Genomic DNA, 16,230 nt, shown 5'->3' with positions numbered 1-16,230 from the left:
AAACAAATTTAATGTGTGTCAAATTTAGGTGTCTGATTCAAATTTGAACATTTTTAAATAAAAAAGTCCCGACCTGTAGTGCAGACCGGGACAAATTATGAATAATATGGGATTTATTCTTTCTTATCTGTAGTAAAAAGCTTTGATTTTTCTACCACTTCTACTTCCATTTTATCTTTTAAGGTTTTAGATATGGCCGCATAAGGAGCGCTAACTACTTGCTGACCAGCTTTTATGCCTGATAAAATAGTGATATTAAGATCATCCTGAATACCTGTTTTTACTTCTACTTGCTTTACTTTACCTGCTTCTACTACAAAAACATATTCTTTAGCTTTAGGCTTGTTCTTATCTTTTTTGGCATCATCAGCTTCGTCTTTTTTAGGTCCGTCTACTTTATCATCTTTTGCTTTTTCTTCTTCTCTGATGGTTACCGACTGAATTGGCACTACCAAACCATAAGTTTTTTCGGTTTGAATATCAACCGTTGCAGACAAACCCGGACGAAGTGGAGGCAGTTTAGCGCCCTTACTATCTACATCTGAATCGGTTAAAATCCTCACTTTTACTGCAAAATTAGTCACCTGATCTGCACTGGTTCCAACTACATTAGCAGAACTAGCAATCTCAGTCACTATACCTTTAAACTTTTGATCTAAAAAAGCATCTACCTCAATTACTGCGGTATCACCTAAAGTTAAACGATTGATGTCATTTTCATTCACATCTACATTTACTTCCATGCTGTTTAAATTAGCAATGGTCATAATCTCTGTTCCACTCATTTGAGCCGTTCCCACTACTCTTTCACCTTTCTCAATAGATAATTTAGATACCACGCCATCAACCGGAGCATAAATATTTGTTCTGGCTAAGTTATCACCAGCTTCTTTTACTACTGCACCTGATTGTTGCAAACCAAATTTAGCACCTACCACACTTTGGCGAGCACTTTCTAAGCTGGCTTTCGCCGATAAATACTCTGCTTTGGCAGCATCAAACTCTGCTGCAGATATTACCTTATCTTTAAAAAGCTTTTCATTTCTTTTAAAACGAGCTTCTATATTTTTAAAGTTAGCTTCAGATTGTATCAATTGTTGTTGACTACTGGCTACTGTTGCTTTTTGTGCATTATAAGAAGCCACAGTTCTTTCATAACCAGAAGCTAAAATATCTGGTTTGATGCGGCAAAGTAATTGTCCTTTTTTAACTATATCACCTTCTTTAACATTTAGCTCTACTATCTCTCCAGAAACCTCTGGACTCAATTTTACTTCTATTTCGGGCTGTATTTTACCACTAGCAGATACAGTTTCAATGATGTTTTTATTTTCGGCCTTAGTTACAGCAACTTGTACAGCTTTACTTTTTCCTATCCAGCCCATTTTATTTGCTACAATGGCCAATATCACCAAAGCGCCAACACCAATGAGTACATTTCTAAGCGTCTTATTCATTTTATTTTGATTATTAAGGTTTGATTAAAGAGTTAATGGGTTTCCAAGGTAAAAATCAATCACCTTGCTTCTAAAAATAACATTGTATTTAGCTTGAATGAAATCAAATTCAGCCTTGTTGTAATTTGTTTGAGAGGTATTTAATTCGATCACACTAACTAAGCCTACTTCATAACGTTGTTTAATCACATTAAAAGCCTCTTTTGAAGAATTAAAAGCACTTTGCGTGGCTGAATAACTCTTAATTGCAGATTTCAAATCCAACACTGCCTGACTTATTACTTTATTTAAATTATTTTTAGTCAGCTGTTCTGATGCCTTTGCATTTTCATATCTAATTTTAGCAATATTATATTGTGATCTAGACCTGTAATTATTAAAAATAGGTATTGATAAGTTAAATCCTAAAAACTGTCCGAAGTTATTATCTGTAAATTGGCTTGAAAAACTCAATGGATTTGCACTAGAGTAACCACTACTTAAGCCTCCACCAAAACCTAAAGTTGGATACAAATTACCTTTAGCTACTTTAACCCCATACTTAAATGCCTCCGTGTTATAAGAAACTGCTTTTATATCCGGATAGTTTGTTATTGCCTTGCTATACACATCAAAACTGGAGTATTTATTCTCAATCAAAGAAACGTCCTCAATAGCTGGCAATATTACATCAATTTGCTTTTCAGAATCCATTTCCATTAGTTGCTTAAGATTTAACATAGAAAGTTGATAAGCATTATCTGCATTTGTGATGTTCAATTCATTAGTTGCAACTTGTGCTTTAGCTTGTGATAAATCAGCCTGAGTATTGTTCCCTACATCAAAATTCCTTTGAGCAACTTCTAATTGTTGTTTAGATAAATCTAATTGTTGTTGACTAGCTTTTAATAGATCTCTATTATTTACAATTGATAAAAATGTAGTGACTACGTTTAAAGATAAATCGTTTTTTACTTTTTCTATATTGCTTTTATCAGACATTAAAAGAGACTTATTTTGTTTAATCTGATTAATTAAACTGCCTCCATTAAAAAGTAAGACATTAGAATTCAATCTCCCATTTACTTGATCTACGCTAGTATTAATTAAGCTTCCGGTTTGATTATCGAAAAACAAACCGTACTGTCTATTTGCCGACCCTGATGAAGTTACATTTGGATACATTTCAAACTTACTTTGCTTCAAATTTTCTTCTGTAATAGAGCTTTGAAATTGAGCCTGTTTAATCTGCAAATTGTTAGCCAAGGCATTATCAACTGCCTGCTGTAAAGTAATTCTCTCCCCTCCCTGCGCAAAAGCGCTAGAGATAGAAAACACAAATATTTGCACAGCCACCAAAGTAATGCTTAATAATTTTCTTGATTTTAACTTATTCATTGTATGATTAATCATCTATAATTTCTTTGTGTTCTAAATTTATCTATACTTTCGTTTTAGAAATATGTATCTGATAAAAACTCCTTTTCTCTTAAAAAAACTTTATCCTTCATCGCTCATCTGGAATAAAGCGAGATCCCATAAGGTTATTTATCTCACTTTTGACGACGGACCTATACCTATTGTTACACCATGGGTTTTAAAAACTTTAAAAAACTTTAACGCAAAGGCTACTTTTTTCTGCATTGGCGAAAATATCACTAAATATCCAGAAATATTTGCTCAGCTTAAAGCGGATGGACATACCATTGGAAATCACACTTTTAATCATTTAAAAGGATGGATTACCGATGATGAAACTTATTTAGAAAATTTTAACAAATGTCAACAACTTACTCAAACCAATTTATTTAGACCACCTTATGGGAGAATAAAGTTTTCGCAGATACAGAAGTTGGTTAATAGTCGGCAGTCCGAGGTCGGCAGTCCGCAGTCTGACGTCTCTTCATCTCAATTCTCAATTGTAATGTGGGATGTGCTTAGTGGAGATTTTGATGTGCAACTATCGCCTGAAAAATGTTTAAAAAACGTACTTAAACACACAGAAAATGGATCTATTGTTGTTTTTCACGATAGCTTAAAAGCATGGAAGCGTTTAGAATATACTTTGCCTAAAGCACTGCAATACTGGAAACAGAAGGGTTATGAATTTAAAACGCTTTAAACTTTTTTTAAACTTTTAACTATTTTAAAAATAATTTTAAGGATTATGATCTAAATCAAACTAATGCTATGTTCTTCTTAAAATTCAATAAAAATCATTTAAATGAAATTTGTTTACATAAAAACGAGTCTCGTGAAAGCATTTTTTTATAAATTAGCAACTCGAAATAAATTTGTCCACAAAATAAAATCAACTCAATAATGGCCTTTGATTTAGATATGATCAAAAAAGTTTACGGAAATTTTGGCACTCGCATTGATGCTGCCCGTAAATCAGTAGGTAAACCTCTTACTTTAACAGAAAAAATTCTTTACGCCCATCTTTGGGACACCTCTGCTACACAAGCTTATCAAAGAGGTGTAGATTACGTAGATTTTGCACCGGACCGCGTAGCTATGCAAGATGCAACTGCCCAAATGGCTTTATTGCAATTTATGCAAGCCGGCAGACCTCAAGTTGCAGTTCCTTCTACAGTACATTGTGATCACTTAATACAAGCTAAAGTAGGTGCCGAAGCAGATTTAAATACGGCAAAAGATGTTAACAAAGAAGTTTACGACTTTTTAGCTTCTGTTTCTGATAAATATGGTATTGGTTTTTGGAAACCAGGTGCTGGAATTATTCACCAAGTAGTTTTAGAAAATTATTCTTTCCCTGGTGGAATGATGATTGGAACAGATTCTCACACCCCAAATGCTGGTGGTTTAGGAATGATTGCTATAGGTGTTGGTGGTGCTGATGCTTGTGATGTAATGGCAGGCTTAGCTTGGGAATTAAAATTTCCTAAATTAATTGGTGTTAAATTAACCGGAAAACTTTCTGGTTGGGCATCAGCTAAAGACGTAATTTTAAAAGTAGCCGGCGTTTTAACTGTAAAAGGTGGAACTGGCGCTATTGTAGAATATTTTGGTGAAGGCGCTCGTTCTTTATCTGCAACAGGTAAAGGAACCATTTGTAATATGGGTGCCGAAATTGGTGCTACTACCTCAATTTTTGGTTATGATGAAAAATCTGAAATCTATTTAAGAGGAACAAAAAGAGGCGATATTGCTGATATGGCGAATGAAATTAAAGCACACCTTACCGGTGATGATGAAGTTTATGCCAACCCAGAATTATATTTTGATCAGGTAATTGAGATAAACTTATCTGAATTAGAACCACATATTAACGGACCATTCACTCCAGATTTGGCTTGGCCAATCTCTAAATTTGCTGCTGCTGTTAAAGAAAACGGATGGCCTGCAAAATTAGACGTAGGTTTAATTGGTTCTTGCACCAACTCTTCTTATGAAGATATTTCTAGAGCCGCTTCTTTAGCACAACAAGCGGTTGATAAAAACTTAATTGCTCAATCAGAATTTACCATTACTCCAGGATCAGAAATGGTACGTTACACTGTAGAACGTGACGGTTTCTTAGCTACTTTTGGACAAATGGGCGGTGTAGTTTTAGCTAACGCCTGCGGACCATGTATTGGACAATGGGCTCGTCATGGTGCAGAAAAACAAGAGAAAAATTCTATCATCACTTCTTTTAACAGAAACTTTGCTAAAAGAGCAGATGGAAACCCAAATACCCATTCATTTGTAGCCTCTCCTGAAATTGTAACTGCAATGGCAATTGCCGGAGATTTAACTTTTAATCCTTTGGTAGATACCATAACCAACTCAAAAGGAGAGCAAGTAAAATTAGACGAACCAACAGGTTGGGAAATGCCAGTAAAAGGGTTTGATGTAAAAGATGCGGGCTACCAAGCTCCAGCAGAAGATGGAAGCAAAGTAAATGTAATTGTTGATCCAAAATCAGCTCGTTTACAATTATTAGAGCCATTTGCAGCTTGGGAAGGTACAGATTTAAAAGGCTTAAAATTATTAATTAAAGCTAAAGGAAAATGTACTACTGATCATATCTCCATGGCCGGACCTTGGTTAAAATTCCGTGGTCACCTAGATAATATCTCAAATAACATGTTAATTGGCGCTATCAATTTTGCTAATGATACTGCTGATACCGTTAAAAATCAATTAACTGGAGAATACGGACCCGTACCTGCTACACAAAGAGCTTATAAAGCTGCTGGCATTGGTTCTGTTGTGGTTGGAGATGAAAACTATGGCGAAGGTTCTTCTAGAGAGCATGCAGCTATGGAACCTCGTTTCTTAGGGGTTAGAGCTATTATTGTAAAATCTTTTGCTCGTATTCACGAAACTAATCTTAAAAAACAGGGAATGTTAGGTTTAACGTTTGCAAACCCAGCAGATTATGATAAAATTCAAGAAGACGATACTTTTGACATTTTAGGTTTAAACAGCTTTACTCCGGGTAAACCGTTAACAGTTATACTAAACCATAAAGATGGTTCTACAGATTCTTTTGAAGTGAACCATACCTATAACGAACAACAAATTAAGTGGTTCCAAGAAGGTGCAGCTTTAAATATTATCCGTAAAAACATGGCTAATTAAGTTTAGGCTTACGCCGATACTCAAAGCATAAAAAAGATCCCTCGACTGATTAAGTGGAGGGATCTTTTTTTATAGCCCATTTATTGATTTTTTTTAATCAACTATTTATTATCTTATCCCCAAAGAAAAAGAGTTTTAAAATTGATTTTCGAATTGATTAAATAAGCATAAAGAAAATTAAGATATGAATAAATTATTGGGTTTTATAGACTTAAATACCGGAGAAGAAGACAAAGAAAAGGTTTTAAATAATGTAAAAGCAAATATTTCTTTTAGAGGTTCTAATTTATGGATTTTGGCTTGTGCTATTGTCATTGCTTCCATAGGGTTGAATGTGAATTCTACAGCAGTAATTATTGGTGCGATGTTGATATCCCCTTTAATGGGACCAATTATTGGAGCTGGTTTTAGTTTAGGTATTTTTGATTTTGCTTTGTTACGAAAATCTTTAAAAAACCTGTTTATTGCTACAATAGTAAGCTTGTTAGTTGCTACCATATACTTTTTTTTAAGTCCTTTTAAAGAAACACAATCAGAACTTTTAGCCCGTACTTCTCCTAATATTTATGATGTATTAATTGCTTTTTTTGGCGGTTTAGTAGGGGTAATTGCAATTACAAGAGTTGAAAAAGGCAATCCCATTCCGGGTGTGGCTATTGCTACAGCTTTAATGCCCCCGCTTTGTACTGCTGGTTATGGTTTGGCTATTGGTAATTTTAAATTCTTTTTAGGTGCCTTATTTTTATACACCATAAACTGTGTTTTTATATGTATTGCTACATTTTTTATCGTAAAATATTTAAAATATCCTGCCGCAGAACAAGTGCATTCCAAACATCAAAAACAGGTGAGATATGGCATTACAGCGTTAATAATATTAATGATATTGCCAAGTATCTATTTAGCCTATAACCTTCTAAATGAGAAAAGATATAATCAAAAAGTTAATGAGTTTGTAGCCAATGAGTTTTCTAGCATGGGTTATACAATTATTTATAAAAAATTAAACTTTAATACCAACCCTAAGAATTTAGAATTGGCTTTTTTGAATAAAAGATTTGATGAAAAAGAAATAAAGAAGCTAACCTCAAAATTAACAAGCTATAAAATTTTAAACACACAGCTAAAAATTGTTCAAGATACTACAGATATTAGAAATATCATTTTAAGAGAAATAAATGGCAGTAAAAATCTGGTCGATGAAAAGGATCTAAAGATTGTTGAACTTAATAAAAGTATTGATCTGTATCGTTATGATAATAAATCTATTTTGGGTGAAGTGAAAATTCTATTTCCAGAAATTAAGAATTTATCACTTTCTAACCATCTTTTTGATGAAAGCACAGATAGTATGCGGGTTGTGGCAGTAATGCTCTATAAAAGCAAAACTGATTTATCAGAAACCACCAAAACAAAACTCACGCTATGGCTTAAGCAGAAATTAAAAAAAGAAGAGTTAATTATTTTGAAGCAAAATTAAACTTAAAGGTGAGCCGGCTTACCCATAAATACTGAATACTTTTTTTTGAACTAAAAGCCTTTGAGTACCATTAATATAAATTGACATTGTTTATTTTTAAACCCAAAAGTTATCGCTAACTACAATTTTTCTAATTGCTTATTTAATACATTAAAAACAGTTAATCCTTTTATGGCATTCAACCTATCAGTATCGCTTAAATAAGACAAGTTGTAATCTTTATCTCTACTTTCTCTAAAATTGCTCTCTATATAAGCATCTTTTATTGATTGCTCCTTTACTTTATCATTTAACAAATCTCTTCTTACGTAAAAAGCATTATGACCATTTAATGCACAACCAATTAAAGCATATCCTTTTTCGGTTGCAGCAGAGTGAAGGGCTGGTAGTGAAGCTCCAAAAAACAAATTACTGTAGTGAGCACTGGTACGCACAAAACTTTTATCATAAGGAACTGAAATTGCTCTTTCATTTCCAAAAACACTGTTGTATTCTAAAATCAAAATTGCAGGGTTTAATTTTGAAAAATCAAGTGTTTTTAATATGTAAAAGTCGTTTCCATCTAAATCTATGTGCAGCAAACCTAAATTATTAAAACCTGTATCCGCCAATAACGAATTTATATTTTCTTTATCTATAAAAGCAGCTTTATGTTTTAAGTTAAATTTCCAATACCAATGCTGTTTTTTTAGATTATTCATGTGCTTTGATGATCCATCCATTACAAAGCCAGACCAATTATTATTCATCATCAAAAATCGGGTGTTAGATTCTAAAAAATCTTCTACTCCAAATTCAATAAATGTTTTGTTGGTGATTTGTAAATGCTTAATTAAATATTGTATGATCCCATCATCGCCAAACTGACTAAAAATTTTAAACTCATAGTCGTTGATATTTGTAGAATTTAAAGCCCATTGTTGATTAGACAACAAAGAGCCTAATGCAATTAATCTATTTTCTTCAATTTCTTTAGTCCTGATAGCCATTTCATGCCCAATTAAATTTGACAGGATAAGAAACGGTTTTTTTAGCATGTTTTTTAACATATCGTTAAAGGTAACCGCATTAAACAAAAAAGCAAACTTAAATTAAGCTTGCTTTTTTGTTTATCGAAAATAATTCTCCAATCCTTTAAAAAATATTAGTTTATTGGCTTCACCTCTACTCTTCTATTTAATGCTTTATTGGTTTCCGTGGTATTAGGTACCATTGGCAATGTTTCTCCAAATCCCTTAACCAATAAATTAACATTTCTTACTCCGTTGTTTACCAAATAAGCTTTTACGGCTACTGCTCTATCTACAGATAGCATCATATTTCTTTTTTCAGTACCTTCTATAGAAGAATGCCCATTCAGTTGAAAAACAGCAGAAGGATTCTTTTTTATTTGACGGCCAATTTCATCTAAAACTGCATAAGATGAAGTTTTCAACACTGATGAATTAAATTCGAACTGTATATTTTTATAGTTAAAAGGCTTTTCTACAACAATTGGGCAACCGCTGTTATCTGCACTTCCTTTTTCATTCGGACAATTATCTAAAGCATCTACTATTCCGTCTCCGTCAGAATCTATTTCTTTTTTCTCGGGTTCAACTAATTTTGGCGTTTCTGGCACAACTTCTGCAACTACCTCTTCTTTTGGCAAAGCCAGTTTTTTTGATTTGCAGGAGCTATAAAAAATAGTTACAAAAGATAAAACCGAGACAATAAGTAAAATATTGGATTTAAGCTTATTCATGTTTAATGATTTTAAAAATTTAAAAATTAACTTAATTACTGGATGAGCTCAATGTTAACAATTCAATTTTAATCAATCAAAATATTTTATCTACATTTAAACATTATTTAACCTTGTATTTATCTATAATAATTTATCCATTTAGGTAATTTAAACATGAATAAAATTTTAATCATTGATGACGAGATAGGTATTTGCTTAATCATGTCTAAATTTTTAACAAAAAACGGATACGAAACCACTATTGCAGAGAGTGGCGCTACTGCATTTGAACAAATGCAAAAGAAAAAATTTGACTTAGTTTTAAGTGATTTCAGGTTAGAAGACACTGACGGCAGAGAAATTCTCCGTAAAATAAAAATAGAATACCCTGCAACCTCCGTTATTATTGTAAGTGGATTTGGTGATCCTAATTTAGCTGCCGAACTTATAAAAATGGGGGCTTATGATTTTATCAACAAACCTATATACCCAAATATTATTTTAGAAGCTGTTAAAAATGCGTTAGAAGATCAACAAAAATCTTTTCCGCTGTTTAATTAGCTAATAACAAACCTAAACTTTCCAAATCAAATTCATTTTCTTGATTACAATCAATTTATAAACAACCTTTGTTTTGTAAATTTACATTACAGCTAATTTGTCTCCTTAATGAAAATAACGCTTTTAGCTATTGGAAAAACTGATGATTCTTATGTTTTAGAAGGCTTAGATAAATATTTAAAACGCTTAAAGCATTATATCAAGTTTGAAATTCAGATTATCCCTGATATTAAAAAAGTAAAAAATTTGAGTGAAGAAGAGCAAAAAAACAAAGAATCAGAACAATTTTTAAAAAACATTCAGCCAACAGATTTTGTAGTTATCTTAGATGAACGCGGTACCGAATTAAGTTCACTACAATTTGCAGATTTTTTGAATAAAAAAATGATTGCCAGTGTTTCTCATCTTGTTTTTTTAATTGGAGGGCCTTATGGTTTTGATCAAAGCATTTATCAACGAGCTAACTATAAAATATCACTATCTAAATTGACGTTTTCTCATCAAATGATTAGGTTGTTTTTTGTTGAGCAAATTTACAGAGCATTCACCATTTTAAAAGGGGAACCCTATCATCACGAATAAGATATAAATATTTAAACTATGGATTTTTTTGGAGGAAAAAGGAATTACAGATTTAAAAGTGGCAGACAAGTAAATGAACAAAGAATGTTCTGGATAATTGCAATTGTATTGAGCCTAATTTTTATGTTGATTTATCATTTCAATTCCTAAAATTTTAAAATTAAAACAAAAAAAAAAGCGATGAGTTTATCATCGCTTTTTTTTGTTTATGCTCTAAAAAACTATGGATTTTTCTTAGATCCTGCTTTCTTTACACCAACACTTTTTGCATTTGGCGCTTTTTCATTTTTTGGCTTTGCAGCTTTAGGCTGAATAGCTTTTATAGATTTTGCTTTTTCTTTCCCTTCAGCTTTATCATCAGCAGCACCTTCTTCAGCTACTACAACTTCTGCTTCAGAAAACAGAGGCATATCTTTTAAAATATGAAACCAACTCACAATTTTTTTAATGTCTGAAGAGTAAACTCTTTGCTCATCATGTTTTGGTGCAACCTCAAAAAAGAATGTTCTTAATTCTTTTCCATCAGCTTTAGCATCAGGAACTTTAGCTACCGATTTCATTTTTTCTAAAATATCTTTCAGCTTAAGATCTTCGTCTTCACCGTAAACCGTAATATCTTCTAATGAAGCTAATTTTGCTGTAGAAATATTTACTATCGTTTTAGATTTTTGTTCATCTAAACTCTCTAAGATAAAGCCAGATTTGTTTTGGCCAATCAGTTTGTGCAATCCTGGTTTACCGGATACGGCTACTAAACCTGCTAAATTCATATTTGTTGTTTTAATGTTTTGTTTGAATTAAAGAAAATAAATTCTTTAAGGCTCATTTTAGCCTTCAATAAGTTCAATTGACAATATTCTATCGCCTTGTTTAATAGCGTCAACTACATCAACATTCTCAATTACCTTTCCAAAACAAGTATGGTTACGATCTAAATGAGCTGTATTGTTTCTGCTGTGGCAAACAAAAAACTGAGAACCACCTGTATTTCTACCTGCATGAGCCATAGATAACACCCCTCTATCATGGTATTGGTTTTCTCCATTTAGCTCACAATCAATGTGATAACCAGGGCCACCAGAACCAGCTTTATAAGCTGTAGCTTCGTCTCTTGAAAAAGGACATCCACCTTGAATCACAAAATCAGGAAGTACTCTATGGAAAGTTAATCCATTGTAAAATCCTTCACTTACCAATTTCTTAAAATTTTCTACTGTTTTTGGGGCATCCTGATCATAAAATTGAACAGTCATATCACCTTTTTCAGTTTTTATAATTGCTTTACTCATAAATTGTGTTTTTTTCGAACGTCAAAATTAACAAAATTTTCAGCCTATGTAAACGTTTTAAAGGTTTATCCTTATTTTTAGAGAAATGAAGAAAATAATACTTTGCACACTTTTGCTTTTTATTGCTTTTAAAGGCTTTTCTGCGTCTATTCTTATTAAAATGGACGAGCAACAAAAAAATCATTTAAAAGCTTATGGGATTGCTTTTTGGACTTTAAAAAAAGGATTAGAAGTAGATTGGTTGCTAAATTACTACGGCGGCAGCTTTTTAATCAACTATAATCAGGAAATAGAAAATGAACTAAAAATACGTGGGGTAAGTTATGGGGTTATCCCCGATGCCAAAGTAACAGCCATTCTCACCGAGATTAGCAATCCAGAAGTGAATATGGATATTGTAAAGTTAGAGAAAGTTCCAAAAATTGCAGTTTATTCGCCAAAAAACAAACTCCCTTGGGATGATGCAGTAACTATGGTGCTCACCTATGCCGAAATTCCTTATGATATTATTTATGATGAAGATGTAATTGGAGGTAAGCTACCATTGTATGATTGGCTGCATTTACACCACGAGGATTTTACAGGCCAGTATGGAAGGTTTTGGGCAAACTATAGAGCAAATGGCTGGTATCAGGATGATGTGCGATTGCAAGAAGCCACGGCAAAAAAACTAGGCTTTAATAAAGTTTCACAAATGAAACTGGGTGTGGCACAAAAAATAAGAGATTTTTGTGGTGGCGGAGGTTTTCTTTTTGCCATGTGCTCTGGCACTGATAGTTATGACATTGCCTTGGCAGCCGCAGGAATTGATATTTGCGAAAACATGTTTGACGGTGATGGGGTTGATCCTAATGCCCAATCTAAGCTAAATTTTGGAAACACTTTTGCCTTCCAAAATTTTAAATTAGATCTTAACCCTTTAAATTACGAGTTTTCTGATATTGATGTAACCAATGGCAGAGCCATAGAAAGAACCCGAGATTTTTTCACGCTTTTTGATTTTTCGGCAAAATGGGATGTAGTTCCTACTATGCTCACCCAAAATCATGATAAAGTGGTAAAAGGTTTTATGGGCCAAACTACTGCATTCAAAAAATCTTTATTAAAGCCTGATGTATTGGTAATGGGCGAGTTAAAATCTAACAATGAAGCCAGATACATTCATGGGCAATTTGGTAAAGGGCAATGGACTTTTTATGGTGGCCATGATCCAGAAGATTATCAACATTTAGTTGGCGACCCACCAACAGATTTAAATCTTTACCCAAATTCTGCAGGGTATCGTTTAATATTAAATAATATTCTATTTCCGGCTGCAAAAAAGAAAAAGCAAAAGACTTAGGTTTCAAAATACAAAAATGACGAATTAATAATTCTATTAATTCCCTATCATTGCAGCAATATGCTGGAAATACTTTATCAGGATGAAAATATTGTGGCTATCAATAAACCCCATGGTTTACTGGTTCATCAATCTTCTATTGCCCGTGATGCCGAAGAATTTGCTTTACAATTACTTAGAGACCAAATAGGGCAAAATGTTTGGCCTGCACATCGTTTAGACCGTAAAACTGGTGGTGTTTTGCTATTTTCTTTAGATCAAGAAACTAATAAAATATTGCAAGGAATGTTTAGAGATAATGAGATGGATAAAAAGTATTTAGCTATTGTGCGAGGTTATTTTCCGGATGAGTTAAAAATTGATTACCCTTTAAAAAAAGATAACGGCGTAATTCAAGAAGCTTTAACCTATGTGAAGTGCATAAACAAAGCTGAGGTTGATTTTCAAATCGGGACACATCCTACATCAAGATACTCCTTAATAAAGGCGAATCCCCAAACGGGTAGAATGCATCAAATTAGAAAGCACTTGGCTCATGTAATGCATCCTATTATAGGCGATAGACCACATGGTTGTAATAAACAAAATCGCTATTTTAAGAATGAATTAGAAATGGATACCATGATGCTACATGCGTTATCGCTTGAGTTTAAACATCCTTATTCCAAAAAAGCTATTAAGATTGAAGCCTCCTTTCAATTAGAGTTTATAAGAATGTTGAATACCTTAAATCTTCTACTTAAATAAATTTTAGTGTGGCAATTTTTTTCTCATTATAAAATAAGTTGCTGTCAATTAGGTTTCTTTCATTTTTCAAATACTGTTTATCAAATTTTTTACATTAAAAAGTGATGCTGTAAAGCACTTGTTAGTTTTTTTTTAATGACTTTAGACAAGGCTTTTTTAAAAAGCCTCATCGATATAGCAATTTTTGATATATTTAGAACTTTATTAACACAAATTTGGATTTAAAACTTAACTAAACAAAGATTTATGAATTTTAAAAAACCGTTAGATATTCTTCTAGCTGAGGCAGCCGAGACCGGGGAAGGAAGTTTAAAAAGAACGTTGTCTAGCTTTAATCTTGTTGCTCTGGGTATTGGAGCCATTATTGGTGCTGGCTTATTTTCATTAACTGGATTAGCCGCTGCTAATAATGCCGGTCCAGCTGTAACCATTTCTTTTATCATTGGTGCTGTTGGTTGTGCTTTTGCTGGTTTGTGCTATGCAGAATTTGCAAGTATGATTCCTATTGCAGGATCAGCCTATACCTATTCTTACGCAACAATGGGCGAATTTATGGCATGGATTATTGGTTGGGATTTAGTCTTAGAATATGCACTTGGTGCGGCAACAGTTTCTATCAGCTGGTCTCAATACCTCACCAAGTTTCTGCATTATTTTGACATCACTATTCCCCCGCAACTCACCATGTCTCCATGGGATGCACCAGTTTTAGTAGATGGTGTAATGATAAGTGGTTATCTTAACCTTCCTGCAGTTGTTATTGTAGTTTGTTTATCCTTATTATTAATTAGAGGAACGCAAGAATCAGCCTTTATTAATAACATGTTGGTAATTTTAAAAGTTGCCGTAGTTTTAGTATTTATAGCTGTGGGCTGGCAATTTATTAACCCATCTAACCACACCCCATATATTCCAGAAAATACAGGAAAATTTGGCGAGTTTGGTTGGTCTGGTATTATAAGAGGAGCTGGTGTAGTGTTTTTTGCTTTTATTGGTTTTGATGCAGTTTCTACCGCAGCACAAGAAGCAAAAGATCCTAAAAGAGGAATGCCAATTGGTATTATAGGGTCTTTAATTATTTGCACCATATTATATGTGTTATTTTCTCACGTAATGACAGGGGTTGCTAATTATACCGAATTTAAAGGTAGTGCAGCACCAGTAGCCGTAGCTATCGCTAAAACACCTTATGTTTGGTTACAACAAGCAATTATTGTTGCCATTTTAGCAGGTTATACCTCAGTTATTTTAGTGATGTTAATGGGACAATCAAGAGTGTTCTTTACCATGTCTAAAGATGGTTTAGTACCAAAAGTGTTTTCAGAAGTTCACCCAAAATTTGGTACTCCGCATAAATCAAACTTATTATTTGCTGTATTTGTGAGTTTATTTGCTGCATTTGTACCCGTAGCAATTGTAGGAGAAATGGTGAGTATTGGTACTTTATTTGCCTTTATATTGGTTTGTATTGGTATTATTTGGATGCGTAAAACAAATCCAGATACTCCTCGTCCGTTCCGTACGCCATGGGTTCCATTTGTACCTATAGCAGGTGTAGTGGTATGTTTTACCATGATGGTATTTTTACCATTAGATACTTGGATGCGTTTAGGTATTTGGATGCTTTTAGGTGTAGTTATTTATTATGCTTATGGTAAAAAACATTCGGTTGTTAGAAAAAACTATGCTGATTCATTAAAAAAATAAATCAGGTTTTAAATAACTTTAACAAAACCTCTGATGAATCATCAGGGGTTTTTGTTTTTTATATACTTTGAATAAATTACTTTTACAGCTTATTCATAAATAGCCCGCTATGAACAATCCTTTCAATTTTAAAGAAATCCTATCTGTTACCATGATTCTTTTTGCAATCATTGATATTTTAGGAGCCATACCCGTAATTATAGAATTAAGAAAAAAAGCTGGCGGTCATATTCAGTCAGAAAAAGCTACTATGGTATCCTTAATCCTTATGATTATTTTTCTTTTCCTTGGAGAAGGCTTATTAAATATCATAGGTTTAGATATCTCTTCATTTGCCATTGCAGGTTCTATTGTAATCTTTATCATCGCCATGGAAATGGTGTTGGGAATTAACTTTTTTAAGGAAGAAATGCCAGATGCAGTTTCAATTGTTCCTCTTGCTTTTCCTTTAATAGCCGGAGCCGGAACCATGACCACTCTCCTATCTCTAAAAGCAGAATATGCAACCGTCAATATTTTAGTGGGGATATTTATTAATATGATTTTTGTATATGCGGTATTAAAAAACTCTCAACGCATAGAAAAAATGTTTGGCCCTACAGGTTTACATATTCTTAGAAAAGCTTTTGGAATTATTTTATTAGCTATAGCAATTAAACTTTTTAGAAATAATACGGGGCTGTAATGAAGATTCAAAAGTACACCTTAAAAAAGTAGGAATTAATTAACTTTATCAGTGAAAAAGAATCTTTACATAGTTGCAGCTGTAA

15 protein-coding genes are annotated in these 16,230 nt (G+C 33.0%); 9 read left to right on the top strand and 6 right to left on the bottom strand.

Translation table 11 applies throughout. From position 1 onward, the window contains the following. Positions 1-113: 113 nt before the first annotated feature. A complete protein-coding gene (locus FA046_RS07675) occupies positions 114-1,457 on the bottom strand; it encodes an efflux RND transporter periplasmic adaptor subunit (RefSeq protein WP_136825797.1) in 1,344 nt (447 codons plus the stop codon). Positions 1,458-1,481: 24 nt separating this feature from the next. Next, on the bottom strand, positions 1,482-2,834 hold the full coding sequence (locus tag FA046_RS07670) for a TolC family protein (RefSeq protein WP_136826079.1): 1,353 nt from the start codon (positions 2,832-2,834) through the stop codon (positions 1,482-1,484). Between the two features lie 64 nt (positions 2,835-2,898). Here FA046_RS07670 and FA046_RS07665 point away from each other — a divergent pair, with 64 nt between their 5' ends. The 3 genes from FA046_RS07665 (at position 2,899) to FA046_RS07655 (ending at position 7,506) form a co-directional block, all read left to right on the top strand. Then, positions 2,899-3,558: a polysaccharide deacetylase family protein gene (locus tag FA046_RS07665; RefSeq protein WP_136825796.1), complete on the top strand. Its 660-nt coding sequence runs from the start codon at positions 2,899-2,901 to the stop codon at positions 3,556-3,558. 200 nt (positions 3,559-3,758) lie between these two features. After that, positions 3,759-6,026: an aconitate hydratase gene (locus tag FA046_RS07660; RefSeq protein WP_136825795.1), complete on the top strand. Its 2,268-nt coding sequence runs from the start codon at positions 3,759-3,761 to the stop codon at positions 6,024-6,026. A gap of 184 nt (positions 6,027-6,210) precedes the next feature. Further along, entirely contained in the window at positions 6,211-7,506 is a 1,296-nt protein-coding gene (locus FA046_RS07655) for a TIGR00341 family protein (protein ID WP_136825794.1), read from the top strand. A gap of 119 nt (positions 7,507-7,625) precedes the next feature. Here FA046_RS07655 and FA046_RS07650 read toward each other — a convergent pair whose 3' ends face one another. Together FA046_RS07650 and FA046_RS07645 are read right to left on the bottom strand one after the other, a co-directional pair. Continuing rightward, positions 7,626-8,543 (bottom strand): hypothetical protein, encoded by a 918-nt coding sequence (locus tag FA046_RS07650; RefSeq protein WP_136825793.1) that lies wholly within the window; start codon positions 8,541-8,543, stop codon positions 7,626-7,628. 107 nt (positions 8,544-8,650) lie between these two features. Continuing rightward, positions 8,651-9,250, bottom strand: coding sequence for an OmpA family protein (locus tag FA046_RS07645; RefSeq protein WP_136825792.1), 600 nt, complete (start codon positions 9,248-9,250; stop codon positions 8,651-8,653). A gap of 156 nt (positions 9,251-9,406) precedes the next feature. Between FA046_RS07645 and FA046_RS07640 the strand changes: the two genes are divergently transcribed. Together FA046_RS07640 and rlmH are read left to right on the top strand one after the other, a co-directional pair. Then, the gene (locus tag FA046_RS07640) at positions 9,407-9,793 is read left to right on the top strand and encodes a response regulator (RefSeq protein ID WP_136825791.1); all 387 of its coding nucleotides are present in this window, start codon (positions 9,407-9,409) and stop codon (positions 9,791-9,793) included. Between the two features lie 108 nt (positions 9,794-9,901). Beyond that, positions 9,902-10,375, top strand: a complete 474-nt coding sequence (rlmH, locus tag FA046_RS07635) for a 23S rRNA (pseudouridine(1915)-N(3))-methyltransferase RlmH (RefSeq protein WP_136825790.1) — start codon at positions 9,902-9,904, stop codon at positions 10,373-10,375. A 221-nt stretch (positions 10,376-10,596) separates the two neighbouring features. Here rlmH and FA046_RS07630 read toward each other — a convergent pair whose 3' ends face one another. Next, complete coding sequence (locus tag FA046_RS07630; RefSeq protein ID WP_136825789.1) at positions 10,597-11,145, bottom strand: DUF5606 family protein; 549 nt, start codon at positions 11,143-11,145, stop codon at positions 10,597-10,599. A 57-nt stretch (positions 11,146-11,202) separates the two neighbouring features. After that, entirely contained in the window at positions 11,203-11,664 is a 462-nt protein-coding gene (locus FA046_RS07625) for a peptidylprolyl isomerase (protein WP_136825788.1), read from the bottom strand. A 160-nt stretch (positions 11,665-11,824) separates the two neighbouring features. Here FA046_RS07625 and FA046_RS07620 point away from each other — a divergent pair, with 160 nt between their 5' ends. From FA046_RS07620 to FA046_RS07605, 4 genes are all read left to right on the top strand, one after another. Then, complete coding sequence (locus FA046_RS07620) at positions 11,825-13,006, top strand: asparagine synthetase B (protein WP_136826078.1); 1,182 nt, start codon at positions 11,825-11,827, stop codon at positions 13,004-13,006. Between the two features lie 60 nt (positions 13,007-13,066). After that, entirely contained in the window at positions 13,067-13,753 is a 687-nt protein-coding gene (locus FA046_RS07615; protein ID WP_136825787.1) for a pseudouridine synthase, read from the top strand. Positions 13,754-13,999: 246 nt separating this feature from the next. Next, complete coding sequence (locus tag FA046_RS07610; RefSeq protein ID WP_136825786.1) at positions 14,000-15,460, top strand: amino acid permease; 1,461 nt, start codon at positions 14,000-14,002, stop codon at positions 15,458-15,460. Between the two features lie 109 nt (positions 15,461-15,569). Further along, positions 15,570-16,145: a MarC family protein gene (locus tag FA046_RS07605; RefSeq protein WP_136825785.1), complete on the top strand. Its 576-nt coding sequence runs from the start codon at positions 15,570-15,572 to the stop codon at positions 16,143-16,145. Positions 16,146-16,230: the final 85 nt, after the last annotated feature.

The organism is Pedobacter cryophilus (assembly GCF_005116455.1).
GTDB classification, from domain to species: domain Bacteria; phylum Bacteroidota; class Bacteroidia; order Sphingobacteriales; family Sphingobacteriaceae; genus Pseudopedobacter; species Pseudopedobacter cryophilum.
Note: the sequence above shows the minus strand (reverse complement) of the source record. Positions and strands in the feature narration are given on the sequence as shown.

Excerpts from the sequence above, each read along its gene's own strand:
- FA046_RS07675 (WP_136825797.1), bottom strand. The coding sequence starts at position 1,457 with ATGAATAAGACGCTTAGAAATGTACTCATTGGTGTTGGCGCTTTGGTG.
- FA046_RS07645 (WP_136825792.1), bottom strand. The coding sequence starts at position 9,250 with ATGAATAAGCTTAAATCCAATATTTTACTTATTGTCTCGGTTTTATCT.
- FA046_RS07640 (WP_136825791.1), top strand. The coding sequence starts at position 9,407 with ATGAATAAAATTTTAATCATTGATGACGAGATAGGTATTTGCTTAATC.
- FA046_RS07670 (WP_136826079.1), bottom strand. The coding sequence starts at position 2,834 with ATGAATAAGTTAAAATCAAGAAAATTATTAAGCATTACTTTGGTGGCT.
- FA046_RS07655 (WP_136825794.1), top strand. The coding sequence starts at position 6,211 with ATGAATAAATTATTGGGTTTTATAGACTTAAATACCGGAGAAGAAGAC.
- FA046_RS07660 (WP_136825795.1), top strand. The coding sequence starts at position 3,759 with ATGGCCTTTGATTTAGATATGATCAAAAAAGTTTACGGAAATTTTGGC.
- FA046_RS07665 (WP_136825796.1), top strand. The coding sequence starts at position 2,899 with ATGTATCTGATAAAAACTCCTTTTCTCTTAAAAAAACTTTATCCTTCA.
- FA046_RS07650 (WP_136825793.1), bottom strand. The coding sequence starts at position 8,543 with ATGCTAAAAAAACCGTTTCTTATCCTGTCAAATTTAATTGGGCATGAA.
- FA046_RS07625 (WP_136825788.1), bottom strand. The coding sequence starts at position 11,664 with ATGAGTAAAGCAATTATAAAAACTGAAAAAGGTGATATGACTGTTCAA.
- FA046_RS07605 (WP_136825785.1), top strand. The coding sequence starts at position 15,570 with ATGAACAATCCTTTCAATTTTAAAGAAATCCTATCTGTTACCATGATT.
- FA046_RS07615 (WP_136825787.1), top strand. The coding sequence starts at position 13,067 with ATGCTGGAAATACTTTATCAGGATGAAAATATTGTGGCTATCAATAAA.
- rlmH (WP_136825790.1), top strand. The coding sequence starts at position 9,902 with ATGAAAATAACGCTTTTAGCTATTGGAAAAACTGATGATTCTTATGTT.
- FA046_RS07610 (WP_136825786.1), top strand. The coding sequence starts at position 14,000 with ATGAATTTTAAAAAACCGTTAGATATTCTTCTAGCTGAGGCAGCCGAG.
- FA046_RS07620 (WP_136826078.1), top strand. The coding sequence starts at position 11,825 with ATGGACGAGCAACAAAAAAATCATTTAAAAGCTTATGGGATTGCTTTT.
- FA046_RS07630 (WP_136825789.1), bottom strand. The coding sequence starts at position 11,145 with ATGAATTTAGCAGGTTTAGTAGCCGTATCCGGTAAACCAGGATTGCAC.